This window comes from Nocardia otitidiscaviarum (assembly GCF_007362295.1).
GTDB classification, from domain to species: Bacteria; Actinomycetota; Actinomycetes; order Mycobacteriales; family Mycobacteriaceae; genus Nocardia; species Nocardia otitidiscaviarum.
The window spans coordinates 6,345,239-6,363,403 of record NZ_CP041695.1; the positions used below are offsets into that span (position 1 = coordinate 6,345,239).

Annotated in this window: 17 protein-coding genes; 10 read left to right on the forward strand and 7 right to left on the reverse strand. The window is 67.4% G+C overall.

Features of this window, described 5'->3' with window-relative positions:
* Positions 1 to 52: 52 nt before the first annotated feature.
* Both FOH10_RS28430 and FOH10_RS28435 read right to left on the reverse strand, forming a co-directional pair.
* Complete coding sequence (locus tag FOH10_RS28430; protein ID WP_029925418.1) at positions 53 to 955, reverse strand: 3-oxoacyl-ACP reductase; 903 nt, start codon at positions 953 to 955, stop codon at positions 53 to 55.
* Positions 956 to 1,000: 45 nt separating this feature from the next.
* Entirely contained in the window at positions 1,001 to 1,189 is a 189-nt protein-coding gene (locus tag FOH10_RS28435; protein WP_029925417.1) for a ferredoxin, read from the reverse strand.
* A gap of 203 nt (positions 1,190 to 1,392) precedes the next feature.
* On the opposite strand from FOH10_RS28435, the gene FOH10_RS28440 reads away from it, so the two are divergent.
* The 3 genes from FOH10_RS28440 to FOH10_RS28450 all read left to right on the forward strand — a co-directional run bounded on the left by FOH10_RS28440 (position 1,393) and on the right by FOH10_RS28450 (position 4,312).
* Positions 1,393 to 2,586, forward strand: coding sequence for an acyl-CoA dehydrogenase family protein (locus FOH10_RS28440; RefSeq protein ID WP_029925416.1), 1,194 nt, complete (start codon positions 1,393 to 1,395; stop codon positions 2,584 to 2,586).
* A 23-nt stretch (positions 2,587 to 2,609) separates the two neighbouring features.
* On the forward strand, positions 2,610 to 3,731 hold the full coding sequence (locus FOH10_RS28445; RefSeq protein WP_143982986.1) for an acyl-CoA dehydrogenase family protein: 1,122 nt from the start codon (positions 2,610 to 2,612) through the stop codon (positions 3,729 to 3,731).
* A gap of 167 nt (positions 3,732 to 3,898) precedes the next feature.
* Positions 3,899 to 4,312, forward strand: coding sequence for a VOC family protein (locus FOH10_RS28450; protein WP_143982987.1), 414 nt, complete (start codon positions 3,899 to 3,901; stop codon positions 4,310 to 4,312).
* Positions 4,313 to 4,433: 121 nt separating this feature from the next.
* On the opposite strand, the gene FOH10_RS28455 is transcribed toward FOH10_RS28450, so the two are convergent.
* From FOH10_RS28455 to FOH10_RS28465, 3 genes are all read right to left on the reverse strand, one after another.
* A complete protein-coding gene (locus FOH10_RS28455) occupies positions 4,434 to 5,855 on the reverse strand; it encodes an MFS transporter (RefSeq protein ID WP_143982988.1) in 1,422 nt (473 codons plus the stop codon).
* A gap of 251 nt (positions 5,856 to 6,106) precedes the next feature.
* Positions 6,107 to 7,123, reverse strand: a complete 1,017-nt coding sequence (locus FOH10_RS28460; RefSeq protein ID WP_143982989.1) for a sigma-70 family RNA polymerase sigma factor — start codon at positions 7,121 to 7,123, stop codon at positions 6,107 to 6,109.
* A 163-nt stretch (positions 7,124 to 7,286) separates the two neighbouring features.
* Positions 7,287 to 8,933, reverse strand: a complete 1,647-nt coding sequence (locus tag FOH10_RS28465; protein WP_143982990.1) for an acyl-CoA synthetase — start codon at positions 8,931 to 8,933, stop codon at positions 7,287 to 7,289.
* Positions 8,934 to 9,063: 130 nt separating this feature from the next.
* On the opposite strand from FOH10_RS28465, the gene FOH10_RS28470 reads away from it, so the two are divergent.
* A complete protein-coding gene (locus FOH10_RS28470) occupies positions 9,064 to 9,759 on the forward strand; it encodes a maleylpyruvate isomerase family mycothiol-dependent enzyme (protein ID WP_143982991.1) in 696 nt (231 codons plus the stop codon).
* Positions 9,760 to 9,781: 22 nt separating this feature from the next.
* Here FOH10_RS28470 and FOH10_RS28475 read toward each other — a convergent pair whose 3' ends face one another.
* On the reverse strand, positions 9,782 to 10,819 hold the full coding sequence (locus tag FOH10_RS28475; protein ID WP_143982992.1) for an LLM class F420-dependent oxidoreductase: 1,038 nt from the start codon (positions 10,817 to 10,819) through the stop codon (positions 9,782 to 9,784).
* A 62-nt stretch (positions 10,820 to 10,881) separates the two neighbouring features.
* Between FOH10_RS28475 and FOH10_RS28480 the strand changes: the two genes are divergently transcribed.
* From FOH10_RS28480 to FOH10_RS28495, 4 genes are read left to right on the forward strand one after another with little or no spacing between them, the layout of a single operon-like run.
* On the forward strand, positions 10,882 to 11,844 hold the full coding sequence (locus tag FOH10_RS28480; RefSeq protein ID WP_143982993.1) for a Zn-ribbon domain-containing OB-fold protein: 963 nt from the start codon (positions 10,882 to 10,884) through the stop codon (positions 11,842 to 11,844).
* Between the two features lie 15 nt (positions 11,845 to 11,859).
* Positions 11,860 to 12,936, forward strand: a complete 1,077-nt coding sequence (locus FOH10_RS28485; RefSeq protein WP_143982994.1) for a thiolase domain-containing protein — start codon at positions 11,860 to 11,862, stop codon at positions 12,934 to 12,936.
* Positions 12,933 to 14,099, forward strand: a complete 1,167-nt coding sequence (locus FOH10_RS28490; protein WP_143982995.1) for a thiolase domain-containing protein — start codon at positions 12,933 to 12,935, stop codon at positions 14,097 to 14,099. Before FOH10_RS28485 ends, FOH10_RS28490 begins: the two co-directional genes overlap by 4 nt.
* Complete coding sequence (locus FOH10_RS28495) at positions 14,096 to 14,521, forward strand: nuclear transport factor 2 family protein (protein ID WP_029925404.1); 426 nt, start codon at positions 14,096 to 14,098, stop codon at positions 14,519 to 14,521. The genes FOH10_RS28490 and FOH10_RS28495 overlap by 4 nt, the downstream gene beginning before the upstream one ends.
* A 122-nt stretch (positions 14,522 to 14,643) precedes the next feature.
* Here FOH10_RS28495 and FOH10_RS28500 read toward each other — a convergent pair whose 3' ends face one another.
* On the reverse strand, positions 14,644 to 15,885 hold the full coding sequence (locus tag FOH10_RS28500; RefSeq protein WP_143984366.1) for a cytochrome P450: 1,242 nt from the start codon (positions 15,883 to 15,885) through the stop codon (positions 14,644 to 14,646).
* A gap of 149 nt (positions 15,886 to 16,034) precedes the next feature.
* Between FOH10_RS28500 and FOH10_RS28505 the strand changes: the two genes are divergently transcribed.
* Positions 16,035 to 17,201, forward strand: coding sequence for a steroid 3-ketoacyl-CoA thiolase (locus FOH10_RS28505; RefSeq protein ID WP_039809188.1), 1,167 nt, complete (start codon positions 16,035 to 16,037; stop codon positions 17,199 to 17,201).
* Between the two features lie 360 nt (positions 17,202 to 17,561).
* Entirely contained in the window at positions 17,562 to 17,978 is a 417-nt protein-coding gene (locus FOH10_RS28510) for a helix-turn-helix domain-containing protein (RefSeq protein WP_011207048.1), read from the forward strand.
* Positions 17,979 to 18,165 lie beyond the last annotated feature (187 nt).

The window sequence follows — 18,165 nt, forward strand, 5'->3', positions numbered from 1 at the left end:
GTTGATCGCGTGATCAACCGGGGGGCCGGACGTAACCCCCGCTATGGGAAACTCAGTCGAGATCCATCAGCGACGATGCCGAAAAGGTAGCGCCGGAAGGGCGTTCGGCAAAATACCCGCCGAGTGTCGCGGCGAGTCCCGCCGCGGTCCACTCCCCCTCGGCATCGAAACGCCGCTCGACGACCGGTGCGGCCATCAGGGCGACCATCGGGCCGTACACCACGAACAGCTGGCCGGAGATCCGCTCGGCCGCCGGGGAGGCGAGGTAGGCCACCAGGCGGGCGACATGATCCGGGGACAGCGGATCGGGCCCGTCCTGCGGCGCGGCCGAGAAGACGTTCTCCGTCATGGCGGTGCGCGCCCGCGGGGCGATGGCATTGGCCGTCACGCCGAACCGCGACAGCGCGCGGGCGGCCGAGAGGGTCAGCGCGGTGATACCGGCCTTGGCCGCACCGTAGTTCGCCTGCCCCTCCGGACCGAGCAGTCCGGCTTCGGACGAGGTATTGACGATGCGCCCGTACACGGGCGCGCCCGCCGCCTTGGACTTGGCGCGCCAGTAGGCGCCCGCATTGCGGGTCAGCAGGAAGTGTCCGCGCAGGTGCACCGCGACGACGGCGTCGAAATCCTCGTCGGACATGTTGAACAGCATGCGGTCCCGGGTGATGCCCGCATTGTTGACCACGATGTCCACCCCGCCGAAGGCTTCGTCGGCGGTGCGGATGAGGGCGTCGGCGGTGGCACGCTCGGCGATGCTGCCCGCGACGAATTCGGCCTTCGCGCCCAGTGCCCGGATATCGGCGAGGGTAGCGTTGACCGCGTCGTTCTCGGCGAGATCGTTCACCACGACCGACGCCCCGGCGCCGGCCAGCGCCAGGGCTTCCGCCCGGCCCAATCCGGCGCCGCCGCCGGTCACGATCGCAACCCGGCCCGCAAGACTCACATCAGAAACGCTCACCGGGCCGACTTTAGAACGTGTTACACCTTGCTAGCAAGGATGGTTTCAGACAAGTTTCAGGGCCGCCTTCGGGCACTGCGCCACGGCCGTGCGGACATCGTCCTCCTGATCGGCGGGCACCTCGGCGGCGGTGATGTGCAGGATGTCCTCGTCATCGAGATCGAACACGTCGGGGGCGATTCCGACACAGATGCCGTTCGCCTCGCACTGGTCGAGATCGACGGTGACCTTCATAGCCAACTCCTTTGCCACAGCTACGGGCCGAGCCTAACAAGACAGCCCCGGCCCAGGTACCCGGAAATGCCGGAACAGGCTCCCATACTGGAACAAGTTCCACTTTGTGTGCAATTATCGCCTCACCACCTCGGTTCGCGGCGCGAGCCTTCCAGGCCGCGAACCCGCCGCATCGCCAGGCGCGGCAGAAAGGACACCGCACTATGCGCATTGCGTATACGCCCGAGCAGGAACAGCTGCGCGCCGAACTGCGCGAGTACTTCGCTCGACTGATCACCCCGGAACGACGCGAGGCGCTGTCGGCCCAGACCGGCGAGTACGGCCACGGCAACGTGTACCGCGAGGTCGTCGCCGAGATGGGACGCGACGGCTGGCTGGCGCTGGGCTGGCCCAAGGAGTACGGCGGGCAGGACCGCTCCACCATGGATCAGCTGATCTTCACCGACGAGGCCGCCATCGCGGGCGCGCCGGTGCCGTTCCTGACCATCAACTCGGTCGCGCCGACCATCATGCACTACGGCACCGAGGAGCAGAAGAAGTTCTTCCTGCCCAAGATCGCCGCGGGCGAACTGCACTTCTCCATCGGCTACTCCGAACCCGGCGCGGGCACCGACCTGGCCTCGCTGCGCACCACCGCCGTGCGCGACGGCGACGAGTGGATCATCAACGGGCAGAAGATGTGGACCAGCCTCATCGCCTACGCCGACTACATCTGGCTGGCCGCGCGCACCGACCCGAATGCCAAGAAGCACAAGGGCATTTCCATGTTCATCGTGCCGACCACGGCCGAGGGCTTCTCCTGGACCCCGGTGCACACCATGGCCGGTCCGGACACCAGCGCCACCTACTACCAGGACGTTCGGGTCAAGCACAGCGATATGGTCGGCCCGGAGAACGGCGGCTGGGCGCTGGTCACCAACCAGCTCAATCACGAGCGGGTGGCGCTGACCTCGTCCGCGCCGCTGGCGCTGGCCGTGCGGCAGACCGTGGAGTGGGCGCGGGAGGCCAAGACCTCCACCGGATCCCGCGTCATCGACCAGGAATGGGTGCGGATCAACCTGGCGCGCGTGCACGCCAAGGTCGAGTACCTGAAGCTGCTCAACTGGGAGATCGCCTCCCGGGCCGACGCGGGTGGGGATGCCGCGCCGCGCCCGTGGGACGCCTCCACCTGCAAGGTGTACGGCACCGAACTGGCCACCGAGGCGTACCGGCTGCTCATGGAGGTGCTCGGACCGCAGGCGTACCTGCGGCAGGACTCGCCGGGCGCGCAGCTGCGCGGGCGATTGGAGCGCATGCACCGCGCCTGCCTGATCCTCACCTTCGGCGGCGGCACCAACGAGGTGCAGCGCGACATCATCGCCATGACCGCCCTGCGGCAGCCGCCGTCCGCGCGTTGATTTTGGAAAGCTAGGTACCCTCCATGGATTTCACCCTGACCGAAGCGCAGCAGGATCTGGCCCGGCTCACCGCCGAGGTGACCGGCAAACTCGTCACCGCCGACCGGCTGCGCGAACTCGACCGCACCACCGATGCCGAGGGCAACGACACCGTGCGCTTCGACGCGGCACTGTGGAAGTCGCTGTCCGAGACCGGCGTGCTGGCCGCGGCCCTGCCGGAAGCGGTGGGCGGCAGCGATTTCGGCGTGCTGGAGCAGACGGCCGTGCTGCGTGAGCTCGGCAAGTCGGTCGCGGCAGTGCCGTACCTGTGGTCGGTGATGCTGGGTGCGGGCGCCCTGGCCGCCTTCGGCTCCCCGGCGCAGCGCGAGCTGGCCGCGGCCGCCGGACGCGGCGAGACCATCCTGACCGTGGCGCTGAGCGAGGAGCGCAACTGGGAGCCCGCCACGCCCGTCACCACCGCCGACGAGAACGGCTCCTGGCGGCTGTCCGGCGTCAAGATCACGGTGCCCTTCGCGCGGCAGGCGGCACGAATTCTGGTGCCCGCCACCGTGAACGGACAGGCCGCCGTCTTCCTGGTCGATCCCGCCGAGTCCACCGTGCACCTGGCCGACCAGCTGGTCACCGACCGCTCCCCCGAGGCCGAGGTCGAATTGGCCGGTGCCCCGGCGGAATTGGTGGGCACGCTGGAGCAGGGGCCGGAGATCCTGACCTGGCTGCTGGAACGCGCCTGGCTGGGCCTGGCCGCCCAGCAGCTCGGGACGGTGGAGCGCGGCCTGGAACTGGTGGCCGAATACGCCCGCGAGCGCGAACAGTTCAACCGCAAGATCGGCAGCTTCCAGGCCGTGGCGCAGCGGCTCGCCGACGCCTACATCGACGTGCAGGGCGTGCGCCTGGCCGTGCAGCAGGCGGCCTGGCGACTGGCCGAGGGCCTGGACGCCGCCGCCGAGATCCACACCGCCAAGTACTGGGCGGCCGACGCGGGCCACCGCATCGGCCACACCGTCGTGCACGTGCACGGCGGCGTCGGCATCGACCGCGATCACATCGTGAACCAGTACTTCACCGCCGCCAAGCACAACGAGTTCGCCCTCGGCGGCGCGAGCGACCACCTGCGCGCCCTGGGCGGCATCCTGGCCGCCGGCTGAGGTCTGCACGCGGGGCGGCGGTACGGATTCCGTGCCGCCGCCCCGCGCTGCGTCCGGCCTGCTCCAGGGCGGTATCCGGCCCTACCGCGGCGGCACCGATGAGTTTTCGATGTCCGCTTCGTCCTTACCGGTGACACGCAACGAGTACGCGCCGAGAGGACGACATCATGGCCAGCAAGATGATCTTCATCAATCTCCCCGTTTCCGATCTGGACCGGTCCAAGGGGTTCTACGAGGCGCTCGGCTGGAAGGTGAATCCGGATTTCACCGACAACAACGCCGCCTGCATCGTGGTGGACGACAACATCTGCCTGATGCTGCTGACCAAGGAGTTCTTCACCAACTTCAGCAAGCGCGCCATCGCCGACACCAGCGCGACGGTGGGCGCGGCCTACGCCCTGTCGCTGGCCAGCGCCGCCGAGGTGGACAGCCTGGTCGAAGCCGCCCTGAAGGCCGGCGGCACCGAGGAGTCCGACGACAGCCGCCGCGCGCAGGAGGCCGAAGCGGGCATGTACGGCCGCACCTTCATCGACCCGGACGGCCACCAGTGGGAGCCGTTCCACATGAACTACCCGGGCTGATCCCCCGACGCCGAAGGGCCCGCCGAAAACCCGGCGGGCCCTTCGCATTGCACGGGCACCACGACGGCCCGCCGAGCACTCGGCGGGCCGTCGGTCGATGGGGCTTCGGTCGACATCCGGGTCAGACGCCGGTGCTCACCCCTGCGCGGCGGGCCGGGGACCGGAAGGTGACCAGCGCCGCTCCGGCGGCGGCCGCGGCGATCACGGCCGCGGTCACGAACGCGGCCGAGAAGCCGTCGGCCAGCGCGGCCGGGTCGCCCAGTGCCTCGGCCCCCGCCGCGGCGGCGATCGCGGTGGCCACGGCCAGGCCCAGAGCGGATCCGATCTGGTAGCCGGTATTGACGATGCCGGAGGCCAGACCGCCTTCCTCGGGGGCCGCGGCCGAGATCGCGGTCTGCAGGGAGGGGATGAAGGCCAGTGACATGCCGAGCGCGGCGATCAGCGAGCCGGGCAGCACATCCACCCAGAAGTTGCCGTCGGGCCGGACGAAGGACAACCAGATCAGCCCGACCGCCAGCACCACCAGCCCGGTGGCGGTCATGGTGCGAGCACCGAAGCGGGCGAACAGCTTCGGAGACAGCGCGATCATGCCGATCATGATGAGTGCCGTCATGGGCAGCAGGGCCGCGCCCGACGGGAAGGCCGAGTAGCCGAGCACCTGCTGTAGGTACAGATTGAGGAAGAACCACATCGGTACCCATGCCGCGCCCAGCAGCACCTGCGCCAGATTGGCCGCACCGAGATCCGGAGCCCGGAAGATGGCCAGCGGCATCAGCGGTTCCGCGCGCCGCGCCTGAATGGCGACGAAAGCGATCAGCAGTGCGGTGGCCCCAACGAGGATCGCCCAGGTCGACACGGCCGCCCAGTCGGCTCGCACCACCGCGAACACCGCGGCCGCCAGTCCCAGGGTCGCGGTCAGCGCGCCCAGGATGTCGACCGATCCGTGCGGTGCCAGCGCACCGTCCGGCACCAGCGCGGGCGCGGCGAGCAGCGCCACCACCGCGAGCGGGATATTGATGTAGAAGACCCAAGGCCACGAGGCGTATTCGGTGATGAGCCCACCGAGGAAGACTCCCGCCGTGCCACCGGCCGGAGCCGCCGCGCCGTAGACGGCGAACGCCCTGGTCAGCTCTTTCGGGTTGTTCCCGAACAGCATCATGAGCAGGGTCAGTGCCGACGGCGCGATGAGCGCCGCGCCCGCGCCCTGCACGCCGCGCCCGATGAGTTCGACCGCGGCGTTCGACGCCAGCCCCGCCGCCAGCGAGCCGACGCCGAGCACCGCCCATCCGGCCTGGAAAACCCTTCTCGCCCCGAGGATGTCGGAGAGCTTGCCGCCGAGCAGCAGCAGCCCGCCGAACACCACCACGTAGGCGTTGAAGACCCAGGACAGGTTCTCCTGGGAGAATCCCAACTCCTCCTGCATCTTCGGCAACGCGACACCGATGATCGAGGTGTCCATGATGACCATGAACTGCGCGAGGGCGATGAGCCCCAAGGCAACCCAGCGCCGCGACGCGGGCGGGGCCGATATCCGATCCGACATGGGAACCACTCCCTGACTACTCGCGGGACCCGTGCTCGGGTCCCGATAAGTTCCGACCCGGATAGATATACCCCTAGGGGGTATACATCCGACAGTCCTCGAAGTGGTGATCTACTTCATACCCACCGGGGGTATGCTAGGTGTTGAAACGCGAACGGCCCGACGGGTATACACCCGGCGGGCCGTTCACGCGTGTCGTCGCGCCGACGTCGGACCACCCCGACGTCATCCACCATGCGCGCCGACAGGGTCTACGCGGTGGTCGAAACCTCCGACCCTTCGCGCCACTCCTGCGGCAAACCGAAGAGCGGGAACAGTTTATCGGTGTCGAGGAAGAAGTTGAGACCGGAAATGCGATCTCCATCCAGTTCGAGCACGGTGATGGACCACGGCACCCACAGGCCCGGTTCGTCGCTCGGCTTGTAGTGGCCGAAGGCGGGCAAACCGTTCGCACCCGCCAGCGGCACCATACGCGAATCGCGGCAGGCGTGGCCGTGGCCGAGCATGAAGGCGGCCACATTGTCCGGACCCGACACCCACAGCGAGATGGGCGGCATGGACAGCGCCACATCCTCTTTCAGCAGGGCGGTGAGCGCGTCCATGTTGTAGGCCTCGAACGCCTTGACGAATTCGTCGACGAGTTTGCGCTGCTGCTCGTCGGTTTCGTCGAAGGTCTTGCCCTCGTCGGGCTGCACCTTGGACATGGTGGCGCGGGCCCGCTGCAGGGCGCTGTTCACCGAGGCCGGCGACATCATGAGCATGTCGGCGGTCTCGTTCGCGGAGAATCGCAGCACCTCGCGCATGATCAGGATGGCACGCTGAGTGGCGGGCAGATGCTGCACCGCGGCCACGAAGGCCAGCCGCAGTGTGTCCTTCACCGAGGCGTGGTCGGCCGGATCCGCGCCGAAGGCCAGCGCGTTCGGAATGGGCTCCACCCACACGTAGTCCGGCTCCGGCATGGGCAGCGGCGAGTCGGGCGTGGACGGCCCGTTCAGATCCATGGGCCGGGCGCGGCGCTGCGGCCCGTCCAGCATGTCCAGACAGACATTGGTGGTGATCTTGTAGAGCCAGGAGCGCAGACTGGAGCGCCCCTCGAAGGACTCGTAGGACTTCCAGGCGCGCGTGAACGCCTCCTGGACCGCGTCCTCGGCCTCGAAGGAGGACCCCAGCATGCGATAGGCGTAGGCACACAGCTCACGGCGGTGCCCCTCGAACGACTGCAACACCTCATCGAGGGAGGTGGTGGACCTGCCGGACTGCTTGCTCATAGGGCCACTCTGGCACACCCCACCGACATGTTGGGAGGATCGGAAAGGAGTTCCTTCCATACTTTTCGGCTATGGACGAATCCTCGGATGATCCGGCGTTTTCCCTGGTGAACGGATCGGAGCCGGTCGAGGGGATGATCGCGACCGGCTCCGGAACCGGGCACTACTTGCTGGCGGGCGCGGGCGCGTCCTCGTCGGCGGGACGCTCCTCGGTCTGCGCCTTGGCCCACTTGTAGTCGGGCTTACCCGCCGGATTCCGCTTGATCTGGTCCACGAACCACAGCGCACGCGGCATCTTGTAGGACGAGATCTCCTGCGTCAGCACCGGACGCAACTCCTCGAGCGTGGGCCGGTTCGCGCCGCGACACTGCACGACCGCGACCACCTTCTGCCCCCAGCGCTCGTCCGGCACGCCGACCACCAGCGCGTCGAAGATCTCGGGGTGGCACTTGAGCGCCCCCTCGACCTCCTCCGGGTAGATCTTCTCGCCGCCGGAGTTGATGCTCACCGAACCGCGGCCAAGCATGGTGACGGTGCCGTCTTCCTCGACGCGGGCGAAATCGCCCGGAATCGAGTACCGCTTGCCGTTGAACTCCTTGAAGGTGGCCTTGGTCTTGGCCTCGTCCTTGTAGTAGCCGAGCGGGATGTGTCCGCTGCGGGCCAGGAAGCCGATCTTGCCGGAACCGGGCTCGCAGGGATTGCCGTCCTCGTCGAGCACCTGGGTGGAGGCGTCGATCTTCACGCGCGGGCCGCCGGTGTGGTTCTGCCCCTTGGTGACCACGGACAGACCGCCGAAACCGGTCTCCGAGGAGCCGATGGAGTCGCTGATCATCCGGTTCGGCAGCAGCTCGAGCATCTTGTCCTTGAGCGTCGGCGAGAACAGCGCCGCGCTGCTGGCGATGACGTAGAGGCTCGACGCGTCATAGGGCTCACCGGTTTCCGGATTGCCCTCGAGCAGCGCGTCCACCATGGGCCGGGCCATGGCGTCACCGGTGATGAAAATCAGGTTGATCTTGTGCTGCTCGACGGCGCGCCACAGCCCGTGGCCGCTGAACTCCGCGAGCATGAGCGTCTTGCCGCCGCCGAACAGGCTCTGGAAGGTGGCCCACTGCGAGCCGCCGTGGATCATCGGGGCGACCGGGTACCGCACCATCTGCGGGTTGGCGGCGCCCAGCTTGGCGAGCTCCCACTCGTCGGTGACGTATTCACCGGTGAGGAAGTTGATTCCGCCGCCGAGCACCCGCCAGACATCCTCCTGCCGCCACATGACGCCCTTGGGCATACCCGTGGTGCCGCCGGTGTAGAGCATGTAGATGTCGTCGGGCGAACGGTCCTCGAAATCGCGCTCGGGTGAGCAACCGGCAAGCGCCGCTTCGTATTCCACCGCGCCCTCGGGTAGCGGCAGGTCGGTGCCGTCCTCCACCACGAGGACCGATTTCAGCTGCGGGGTGTTCGGCCAGACATTGGCGACCTTGTCGCTGTAGCGACGCTCGACCACCAGCGCGACCATATCCGAGTTGTCGAAGATGTACTGCAACTCGTTCTCGACATATCGGAAGTTCACGTTGACCATGACGGCGCGGGCCTTGAACACCGCCACCATGGCCTCGATGGCCTCGATGGTGTTGCGCGAGTAGATACCCACCTTGTCACCCGGTTGCACCCCCTGTTCCCGCAGGTAGTGCGCGAGTTGATTGGCTCGCCCCTCGAGCTCGGCATAGGTAACCGAGCGAGTGTCGTCGACCAGGGCGACGTTATCCGGCATGAGGTCGATGGCGTGTTCGACAAGGTCCGCTATGTTGTGGCTCACATGATGAAAATAGAACGTGTTCCTGTGTGTGACAAGACGCGATTTTCAATCCATACCACGGGAAATTGTGACTGCCGCCATAGGGCGCATTGTGGCTGCCGCCACAGAGTACGTCGTTTACCGTGGGCGCATGGACTTCTTGGCGATCTTGCGCGACCGGCTCACGGCTTTCGGTGAGCTCATCACCGCGGACGTCGATCTCACCGCACCGGTGCCCACCTGCGGCGACTGGACCCTCCACGATCTGGTCGAGCACATGGGGCGCGGGAATCAATGGGTGGTGACGGCGGTCGCCGAACTGCGCGGAAACGACGACGGCGAACCCGCGCCGCACGATCCGGCCGAACTGCGGGCCTGGTTCGACCGGACCTCCGACGCTCTCGTCACCGCACTGTCGGCCGATCCGGCCACGGAGGCATGGACTTTCACGCGGCTGGCCCCGCGCACCGTCGGATTCTGGCGGCGCCGCCGCACCCACGAGACGGTCATGCACCTGTGGGACGCGCAGTTCGCGCTCGGCACCGCCGCGCCGATCGACGCCGCGCTGGCCGACGACGGTATCGCCGAGGTCTTCGACATGTTCGCGCAGCGCATGATCGACCGCGGGCTGGCGACCCCGCCCGAGGCCGCCGTACAGGTGCGGTCCACCGACACCGGGACCATCCGGACCTACGGCAAGGGCGAGCCGACCGCCGAGATCGCCGCGCCCGCAGCGGATCTGCTCCTGTTGCTGTGGCAGCGCAAACCGAGTTCGGACCCGGCCTTCGCCTGGCAGGGCGACCGGGAGTCCGGCGAGAGCGTGCTGGCCGGGCCGCTCACGCCGTGACACCGGGAATATAGAACTCGTTCTACGACTGCACGAGGGGGGTGAGGCGGGCCAGCTGCTCGGTGTCGCGGACCCCGACGAGCAGCATGGTCACGCCCGCGTCCTCCCACACCTTCAGCTGCTCGCGCACCTGCGCCTCATTGCCGACGATCATGGTGTCGAGCATGAGCTCGTCCGGCACGGCGGCCGCCGCCTCGTCCTTGCGGCCGCTCCGGAACAACCGGGTGATCTCCTCGACCTGCTCGCCGTACCCCATCCGCCGGTACACCTCGGCGTGGAAGTTCAGCTCCTCCGCGCCCATGCCGCCGATGTAGAGCGCCATGACCGGTCGCATCCGATCGAGCTCGGCCTTCGGGTCATCGGTGAGGATCACCTGGGCGGTGGCGGCGATCTCGAAGTCCGCCCGCGAACGCCGGGCACCCGCCCGCGCGAAGCCCTCGTCCAGCCAGGAGTTGTACATGTCCGCGAGCCGGGGCGTGTAGTAGATGGCCAGCCAGCCGTCGGCGATCTCGGCGGTCAGCGCCACGTTCTTCGGCCCCTCGGCCCCCAGCCAGATGGGCAGATCCGCGCGCAGCGGATGGGTGATGGGCTTGAGCGGCTTACCCAGGCCGGTCGCGCCCGGACCGGTGTAGGGCAGCGGATAGTGCGGTCCGTCGCTGGTCACCTTGGCCTCGCGGGCCAGCACCTGCCGCACGATCGACACGTATTCGCGGGTCCGCTGCAACGGCTTGGCGAACGGCTGCCCGTACCAGCCCTCGACCACCTGCGGTCCGGAGACCCCGAGCCCGAGGATGTGCCGTCCGCCACTGAGATGATCCAGGGTCAGCGCGGCCATGGCCGTGCCCGTGGGCGTGCGCGCCGACATCTGCACCACCGACGTTCCCAGCCGCACCCGGTCGGTGCTCGAACCCCACCACGCCAGCGGCGTGAACGCGTCGGACCCCCAGGACTCCGCCGTGAAGACGGCGTCCCACCCGGCCTGCTCGGCCGCGACGACCAACTCCTGGGCATTGCCGGGCGGCTGTGCACCCCAATAACCGAGCTGCAACCCGAACCGCATGATCGACTCCCTTCCCAACTGGCCTCTTGCGACCATAATAAGAACCTGTTCTACTCGATCTCGTGACTCTGGGGAACACCGAAGTACTCGCCGCACCGCTGCGGATGCAGTTCGACTACACCCGCTCCACCGGTCCGACCATCGGCCGCTTCCTGACCGGCCTGCGCGCCGGGCAGATCGTCGGTGTGCGCGGCTCCGACGGGCGCGTGATCGTGCCGCCAGCGGAATTCGATCCGATCACCGCCGAACGGCTGACCGAGTTCGTCGAGGTCGCCGATGTGGGCACCGTGCGGTCGTGGAGCTGGGTGGCCGAACCGCTGCCGGGCCAGCCCTTCGACCGCCCGTTCGCCTGGGCGCTCATCCAACTCGACGGCGCGGACACCGCCCTGCTGCACGCCGTGGACGTGGCCTCGCCCGCGGACATCAGCACCGGGATGCGGGTGCGGGCGCGCTGGGCGACCGAGCGCAAGGGCTTCATTCACGACATCGCCTGCTTCGAGCCGGGCGAATTCTCGGTCGCCGCAACGCCTGCGGAGGAGGCCGAGCCGATCACCGGCATCGTGACGCCGATCGACCTGAGCTTCAAGCACACCGCCGCACCGCAGGAGACCGCCTTCCTGAAGGCCCTCGTGGAGGGCAGGCTGCTCGGCGCGAAGGCGGGCAACGACGGCAAGGTGTACTTCCCGCCGCGCGGGGCTGACCCGCGCACCGGCGCACCCACCGAGGACTACGTCGACCTGCCCGATACCGGCATCGTCACCACCTACTGCGTGGTCAACGTGCCGTTCCAGGGCCAGCGCATCAAGCCGCCGTACGTGGCCGCCTACATCCTGCTGGACGGCGCGGACATTCCCTTCCTGCACCTGGTGCTCGGTATCGACGCCGCCGAGGTGCGCATGGGCATGCGGGTGAAGGCGGTGTGGAAGCCGCGCGAGGAATGGGACTACGGGCTGGACAACATCTCCCATTTCGAGCCCACCGGCGAGCCCGACGCCGACTACGAGACCTTCGCGCACCACCTGTAGAGAGGCGCTGAAACCTTGACGAACACAACGGATATCGCGGTGGTGGGCTTCGCGCACGCACCGCACGTGCCGGAGACCTTCGGCACCACCAACGGCGTGGAGATGCTGCACCCCTGCTTCACGCGGCTCTACGACGACCTCGGCATCAAAACCGCCGATATCGACTTCTGGTGCTCCGGCTCTTCGGATTACCTTGCCGGGCGCGCCTTCTCCTTCATCTCCGCCATCGACTCCATCGGCGCGGTACCACCCATCAACGAATCCCATGTGGAGATGGACGCGGCCTGGGCACTGTACGAGGCGTGGGTGAAACTGCGCTCCGGACAAGCGAAGACGGCGCTGGTGTACGGCTTCGGCAAGCCCTCGGCGGGCACCCTGCGCCAGGTCCTCACCCTCCAGACCGACCCCTACGTCGTCGCGCCGCTGTGGCCGGACGCGGTGTCCATGGCCGGGTTGCAGGCGCGGGCCGGACTGGACGCCGGACGCTGGACCGAACAGGACATGGCCGCCGTCGCCGCCGAGAGCGCCGCCGCGGCGGCCGCCTACGGCGAGGCGACCGAGACCGCCCGGACCGAGACCGATATCGAGAAGCTGCTGGCCGCGCCGTACGTGGCCGACCCGTTCCGGGCCCACGACATCGCGCCCATCACCGACGGCGCGGCCGCCATCGTGCTGGCCGTGGGCGACCGGGCGCGCGAACTGTGCGAGCGGCCCGCCTGGCTCACCGGTATGGCGCACTACATCGACACCCCGATGCTGGGTGCGCGCGATCTCACCATCTCGGAGTCGACGGCCCGCGCGGCCCGCGCCGCCATCGGCGACGGCCCGGCCGGATTCGACGTCGCCGAGCTGAACGCGCAGTACAGCCATGAGCAGATCATTCTCCGGCATGCCATCGGGCTGAACGGTTCGACCCGCATCAACCCCTCCGGCGGGCCGCTGGCGGGCAACCCCCTGTTCGCGGCGGGTCTGGAGCGCATCGGCTTCGCCGCCACCGAAATCATCAACGGCAATGCGAATCGCGCCCTGGCCCACGCCAGCAGCGGTCCGGCGTTGCAGCAGAACCTGGTCGCCACTTTGGAGGCACGATGACATACCCTGCCGCCGTACTCGGCACCGGACAGACCAACCATGTGACCAAGCGGTCGGACGTGTCCATGGCGGGTATGTGCCGCGAGGCGATCGACCGCGCCCTCGCCGACGCCGAGCTCACCATGGCCGATATCGACGCGGTCGTCATCGGCAAGGCCCCCGACTTCTTCGAGGGCTCCATGATGCCGGAGCTGTTCATGGCCGACGCCCTGGGCGCGACCGGGAAGCCGCTGCTGCGCGTGCACACCGCCGGTTCGGTGGGCGGCTCCACCGGCATCGTGGCCGCCAATCACGTGCAGGCGGGCGTGTACGGCAAGGTGCTCGCCGTCGCCTGGGAGAAGCAGTCGGAATCCAACGCCATGTGGGCGCTGTCGAATCCGGTGCCGTTCACCAAACCGGTCGGCGCGGGTGCGGGCGGCTACTTCGCCCCGCACGTGCGCGCCTACATCCGCCGCGCCAATGCCCCGCTGCACATCGGGGCCATGGTCGCGGTGAAGGACCGCCGCAACGGCGCCCGCAATCCGCTCGCCCACCTGCGGCAGGCCGATATCACCATGGATTCGGTGCTGGCCTCCCAAATGCTCTGGGATCCCATTCGTTTCGACGAGACCTGCCCGTCCTCGGACGGTGCGTGCGCGCTCGTCATCGGCGACGAGTCTTCGGCCAAGGAGCAGGAGGCCCGCGGCCGGACGGTGGCGTGGGTGCACGGCACCGCCATGCGCACCGAACCACTCGCCTACGCGGGTCGCGATCAGGTGAATCCGCTTGCCGGACAGGACGCTGCCCGCGCCCTGTGGGAGCAGGCCGGTATCACCAATCCGCTCGAGGAGATCGACGCGGCCGAGATCTATGTGCCGTTCTCGTGGTTCGAGCCAATGTGGCTGGAGAACCTCGGGTTCATGCCCGAGGGCGAGGGCTGGAAGCTCACCGACTCCGGCGACACCGCCATCGGCGGCAAGCTGCCGGTCAATCCGTCCGGCGGTGTGCTGTCGTCCAATCCGATCGGGGCCTCCGGGCTCATCCGCTTCGCCGAGGCCGCCAAGCAGGTCATGGGCCGCGCGGGCGACTATCAGGTGGAAAACGCCCGCAAGGCCTTCGGGCACGCCTATGGTGGTGGCTCGCAGTACTTCTCGATGTGGGTAGTGGGGAGTGAGCAGCCGTGACCACCACCACCGAGCATCCGGCGCGGGTCGCCGGAGCCGCCTCGCAGGCCGCGGTCCGGGCGCGTGACAAGGCGGCCTGGGTCGCGCTCTTCGCCGCCGACGGCATCGTGGAGGATCCGGTCGGCCCGTCCTTCTTCGATCCGGAGGGCAGGGGACACCGCGGCGCCGAGGCCATCGCGGCGTTCTGGGACAAGGCGATCGCCCCGACCGAGCAGATCGAATTCCTCTTCGAGGACTCCTTCGCCTGCGGTCGCGAGATCGCCTTCACCGGCAAGATCCGCACCTACATGGGCGGCCAGGTGATCGACGCCGAGGGTGTCTTCACCTACAAGGTGGACGAGGACGGCAAGATCCTGGCCCTGCGCGCCTTCTGGGAGCAGGAGCGCGCCATGGCGACCATGAAACCGGCTGGAACACGCTAGAACTCGTGCCCGCCCGCTACGCGAGCGGGCACGATCCTCGCTCGATGCGACCCGAAAAGCGCGGCGGGCGTCCGGATTCCGGACGCCCGCCGCGCTTTTCGTATCGGCGCTGTCGATTCGCCTCAGTGCCGCACGGGGCAGGTCTGGTAGTCGACCTGGAACTCCTTGATGCCGTTGAGCCAGCCGGAGCGCAGTCGCCGCGGATCGCCGATGCCGGTGATATCCGGCATGTGATCGGCGATGGCATTGAAGATGATCTCCACCTCGAGGCGGGCCAGGTTCGCGCCGATGCAGAAGTGCGCGCCGGTGCCGCCGAAGGACAGGTGCGGATTGGGGTCCCGCAGGATATCGAAGGTGAACGGGTCCTCGAACACCTCTTCGTCGAAGTTGGCCGACCGGTAGAGCAGCACCAAGCGCTGCCCCTTCTTGATCTGGACGCCCGACAGCTCCGTATCCTCCAACGCCGTGCGCTGAAACATGCTGACCGGCGTGGCCCAGCGGATGATCTCGTCCGCCGCTGTCAGGGGCCGCTTCTCCTTGAACAGCTCCCACTGCTCCGGATTCTCGAGGAAAGCGAGCATGCCGTGCGTGGTGGCGTTGCGGGTGGTCTCGTTGCCCGCCACGGCGAGCATCATGACGAAGAAGCCGAACTCCTCCGACGACAGCGACTCCCCGTCGATCTCGGCCTGCACCAGTTCGGTGACGATATCGCTGGCCGGACACCGCTTGCGTTCCTCGGCCATCTGGTACGAGTAGCCGAGGATCTCGGTGGAGGCGACCAGCGGGTCGGCATCGCTGTCCGGATCGTCGTAGCCGGTCATCTCGTTGGACCAGCGGAAGATCTTCTTACGGTCCTCCTGCGGCACGCCGATCAGCTCGGCGATGGCCTGCAGCGGCAGTTCGGCCGCCACCTGCTCGACGAAGTCACCGCGCCCGGACTCGGCGGCGGCCCGCACGATCCGCTCCGCCCGCGCGGTCAGCTCGGCGCGCAGGCCGTTGATCACGCGCGGCGTGAAGCCCTTGGCGATGATCTTGCGCAGTTTGGTGTGCTCGGGCGCGTCCTTGTTCAACATCACGAACCGCTGCATTTCGATCTGTTCACGGGTGATGTCGTCGTTGAAGCGCGGGATGGCGGTGTTCTCGTAGTTGGAGAACACGTCGCTGCGCCGGGAGACCTCCTTGACGTCAGCGTGCTTGCTGACCACCCAGAAGCCGTCGTCGTGGAAGCCGCCCACGTCCGGCGATTTGGGGTTCCACCAGATGGGGGCGGTTCGCCGCAGTTCGGCGAATTCTTCGACCGGGACTCGGCTCTCCCACATGTCCGGGTCCGTGACATCGAATCCGTCCGGAAGATTGGGACGCATTGAGGTGTCGACCACCAGCAGTCTCCTTTGACCGACTGAAACACGTTCTACCATCATTGAAGCACAGGTGGTACGACTGAGGAAGACGAATTAGTAAACAGCTGTAACAGAATCCGAACCTGTTTCAGTTTGTACCCGAAAGGAACGACATGGGAACTCCCGTCATCGTCGAGGCCGCGCGCACGCCCATCGGCAAGCGCAACGGCTGGCTGGCCGGTCTGCACGCCGCCGAACTGCTCGGCGCGGCACAGCGGGGCGTGCTCGAGCGAGCGGCCCTGGACCCCCTGCTGGTGGAACAGGTCGTCGGCGGCTGCGTCATGCAGGTCGGCGAGCAGTCGAACAATGTCACCCGCACCGCCTGGCTGCACGCGGGTCTGCCCTGGCAGACCGGCGCAGTGACCATCGACAACCAGTGCGGCTCCGCCCAGCAGGCCGCGGGCCTGGTCGCCGGACTCATCTCGACCGGGGCCATCGAGGTCGGCCTGGCCTGCGGCATCGAGTCCATGAGCCACGTACCGCTGGGCGCCAATGTCGGCACCCACGCCGGGCCCCGCCGTCCGGCCAGCTGGGATATCGACATGCCCGACCAGTTCACCGGCGCGGAACGAATTGCCAAGCGGCGCGGCATAACTCGCGACGACACCGACGCCCTGGGTGAGCGCTCGCAGCGGCTGGCCGCGCAGGCGTGGGCGGAGGGCCGCTTCGACCGCGAGGTGCTGACCGTCAAGGGCGCGCCGCAGGTGGACAAGGAGGGCAACCTCACCGGCGAGACCATGGACGTCAGCCGCGATCAGGGCCTGCGCGAGACCACCCGCGAGGGCCTGGCGAAGCTGAAGCCGGTGCAGGAGGGCGGTATTCATACCGCGGGCACCTCCTCGCAGATTTCCGACGGTGCCGCAGCCGTTCTACTCATGGACGAAAGGGCCGCCGCGCGCAATGGTTTGCGCCCACGCGCCCGCATCGTGGCGCAGTGCCTGGTCGGCGGTGAGCCCGAATACCAACTCGACGGGCCGGTGCAGGCGTGCGCCCGCCTGCTGGAGCGCAGCGGCATGAGCATGAGCGATATCGACTTGTTCGAAATCAACGAGGCTTTCGCATCCGTGGTGCTGTCCTGGGCCTCGGTGCACAAGCCCGACTTCGACCGGGTGAATGTCAACGGCGGAGCCATCGCGCTCGGTCACCCGGTCGGCAGCACCGGATCGCGGTTGATCACAACGGCTTTGCACGAGCTGGAGCGCTCGGGCAAGAGCACCGCCATGATCCTCATGTGCTGCGGTGGCGCACTCGCGACGGGCACGATCATCGAACGGGTCTAGTCCCCAACCATTTTCGGCCATGAGGTTGAACATTCATCCTACGACCGCTCAAACGTGGCGTACGCCACACAAACTTCGGTACAGACAAGATGATGACTCGTCAGCTATCTTATAGCTACTAGCGGCTTGTTACGGAAGACCTTCGCGACGGGCCAGAACCGGGGCTCTTAAGCCATCCGCAAGAACCGTGAGGGTGGCCCGCAAACGCCCAAGCCACAGCGGCTTCACCGGATCACCGCCGAGAAGGTTCAAGGAAATCGCGAATCAGGCGTAGGTTTTCAGTTACTGAGCCGCTAATATCAATGATACGTATCCGAGATAACGACTGTTAGTACAGCGAAGGGAATTGGGCGGCTCACAATGGCTGATTTCGCGGCGCGGCTGAACAAGCTGTTCGAAACCGTGCATCCCCCGGGGCGTAAGCCGCACACCAACGCAGAGGTGGCGGCGGCCTTGACGGCCTCCGGCCATCCGATCTCGAAACCGTATCTGTCACAGCTGCGGTCGGGACAGCGCACGAATCCGTCGGACGAGACGGTGGCTGCGCTGGCGAAGTTCTTCAAGGTCAAGCCGGACTACTTCTTCAACGACATCTACGCTGCCAAGATCGATCATGATCTGGAGCTGCTGTCCCAGCTGCAGGGCTACGGACTGCGTCGGTTGTCGAGTAGGGCCTTCGACCTCTCCGAAGAATCACAGAACCTCCTCACCTCCATGGCGGAGAAGTTGCGGGCATCAGAGGGGCTGCCCGAAATTCCTCCGGACGGCACGGAATAGGCCCTGCCTCAAGGCAACACAGTGCGGGTGACTCGGAACCGCACTGTGTTGGTTTGTCACAGGACTCTTCCAGCCGGTTCCACGAGGAGCGTTCGAACGATACGGCGCTGCTTGCAGGGCAGCGTCGCCATCGTGCGGCTGGCACGTGGGGTGTTGCACCGGTCTCAGGGCACAGAGACCATGTGGC

What these genes read in the sequence shown, in the direction of transcription:
- FOH10_RS28505 (WP_039809188.1), top strand. Translation starts at nt 16,035, where the DNA reads ATGGGAACTCCCGTCATCGTCGAGGCCGCGCGCACGCCCATCGGCAAG.
- FOH10_RS28435 (WP_029925417.1), bottom strand. Translation starts at nt 1,189, where the DNA reads ATGAAGGTCACCGTCGATCTCGACCAGTGCGAGGCGAACGGCATCTGT.
- FOH10_RS28455 (WP_143982988.1), bottom strand. Translation starts at nt 5,855, where the DNA reads ATGTCGGATCGGATATCGGCCCCGCCCGCGTCGCGGCGCTGGGTTGCC.
- FOH10_RS28510 (WP_011207048.1), top strand. Translation starts at nt 17,562, where the DNA reads ATGGCTGATTTCGCGGCGCGGCTGAACAAGCTGTTCGAAACCGTGCAT.
- FOH10_RS28440 (WP_029925416.1), top strand. Translation starts at nt 1,393, where the DNA reads ATGCGCATTGCGTATACGCCCGAGCAGGAACAGCTGCGCGCCGAACTG.
- FOH10_RS28490 (WP_143982995.1), top strand. Translation starts at nt 12,933, where the DNA reads ATGACATACCCTGCCGCCGTACTCGGCACCGGACAGACCAACCATGTG.
- FOH10_RS28450 (WP_143982987.1), top strand. Translation starts at nt 3,899, where the DNA reads ATGGCCAGCAAGATGATCTTCATCAATCTCCCCGTTTCCGATCTGGAC.
- FOH10_RS28445 (WP_143982986.1), top strand. Translation starts at nt 2,610, where the DNA reads ATGGATTTCACCCTGACCGAAGCGCAGCAGGATCTGGCCCGGCTCACC.
- FOH10_RS28500 (WP_143984366.1), bottom strand. Translation starts at nt 15,885, where the DNA reads ATGCGTCCCAATCTTCCGGACGGATTCGATGTCACGGACCCGGACATG.
- FOH10_RS28470 (WP_143982991.1), top strand. Translation starts at nt 9,064, where the DNA reads ATGGACTTCTTGGCGATCTTGCGCGACCGGCTCACGGCTTTCGGTGAG.
- FOH10_RS28460 (WP_143982989.1), bottom strand. Translation starts at nt 7,123, where the DNA reads ATGAGCAAGCAGTCCGGCAGGTCCACCACCTCCCTCGATGAGGTGTTG.
- FOH10_RS28475 (WP_143982992.1), bottom strand. Translation starts at nt 10,819, where the DNA reads ATGCGGTTCGGGTTGCAGCTCGGTTATTGGGGTGCACAGCCGCCCGGC.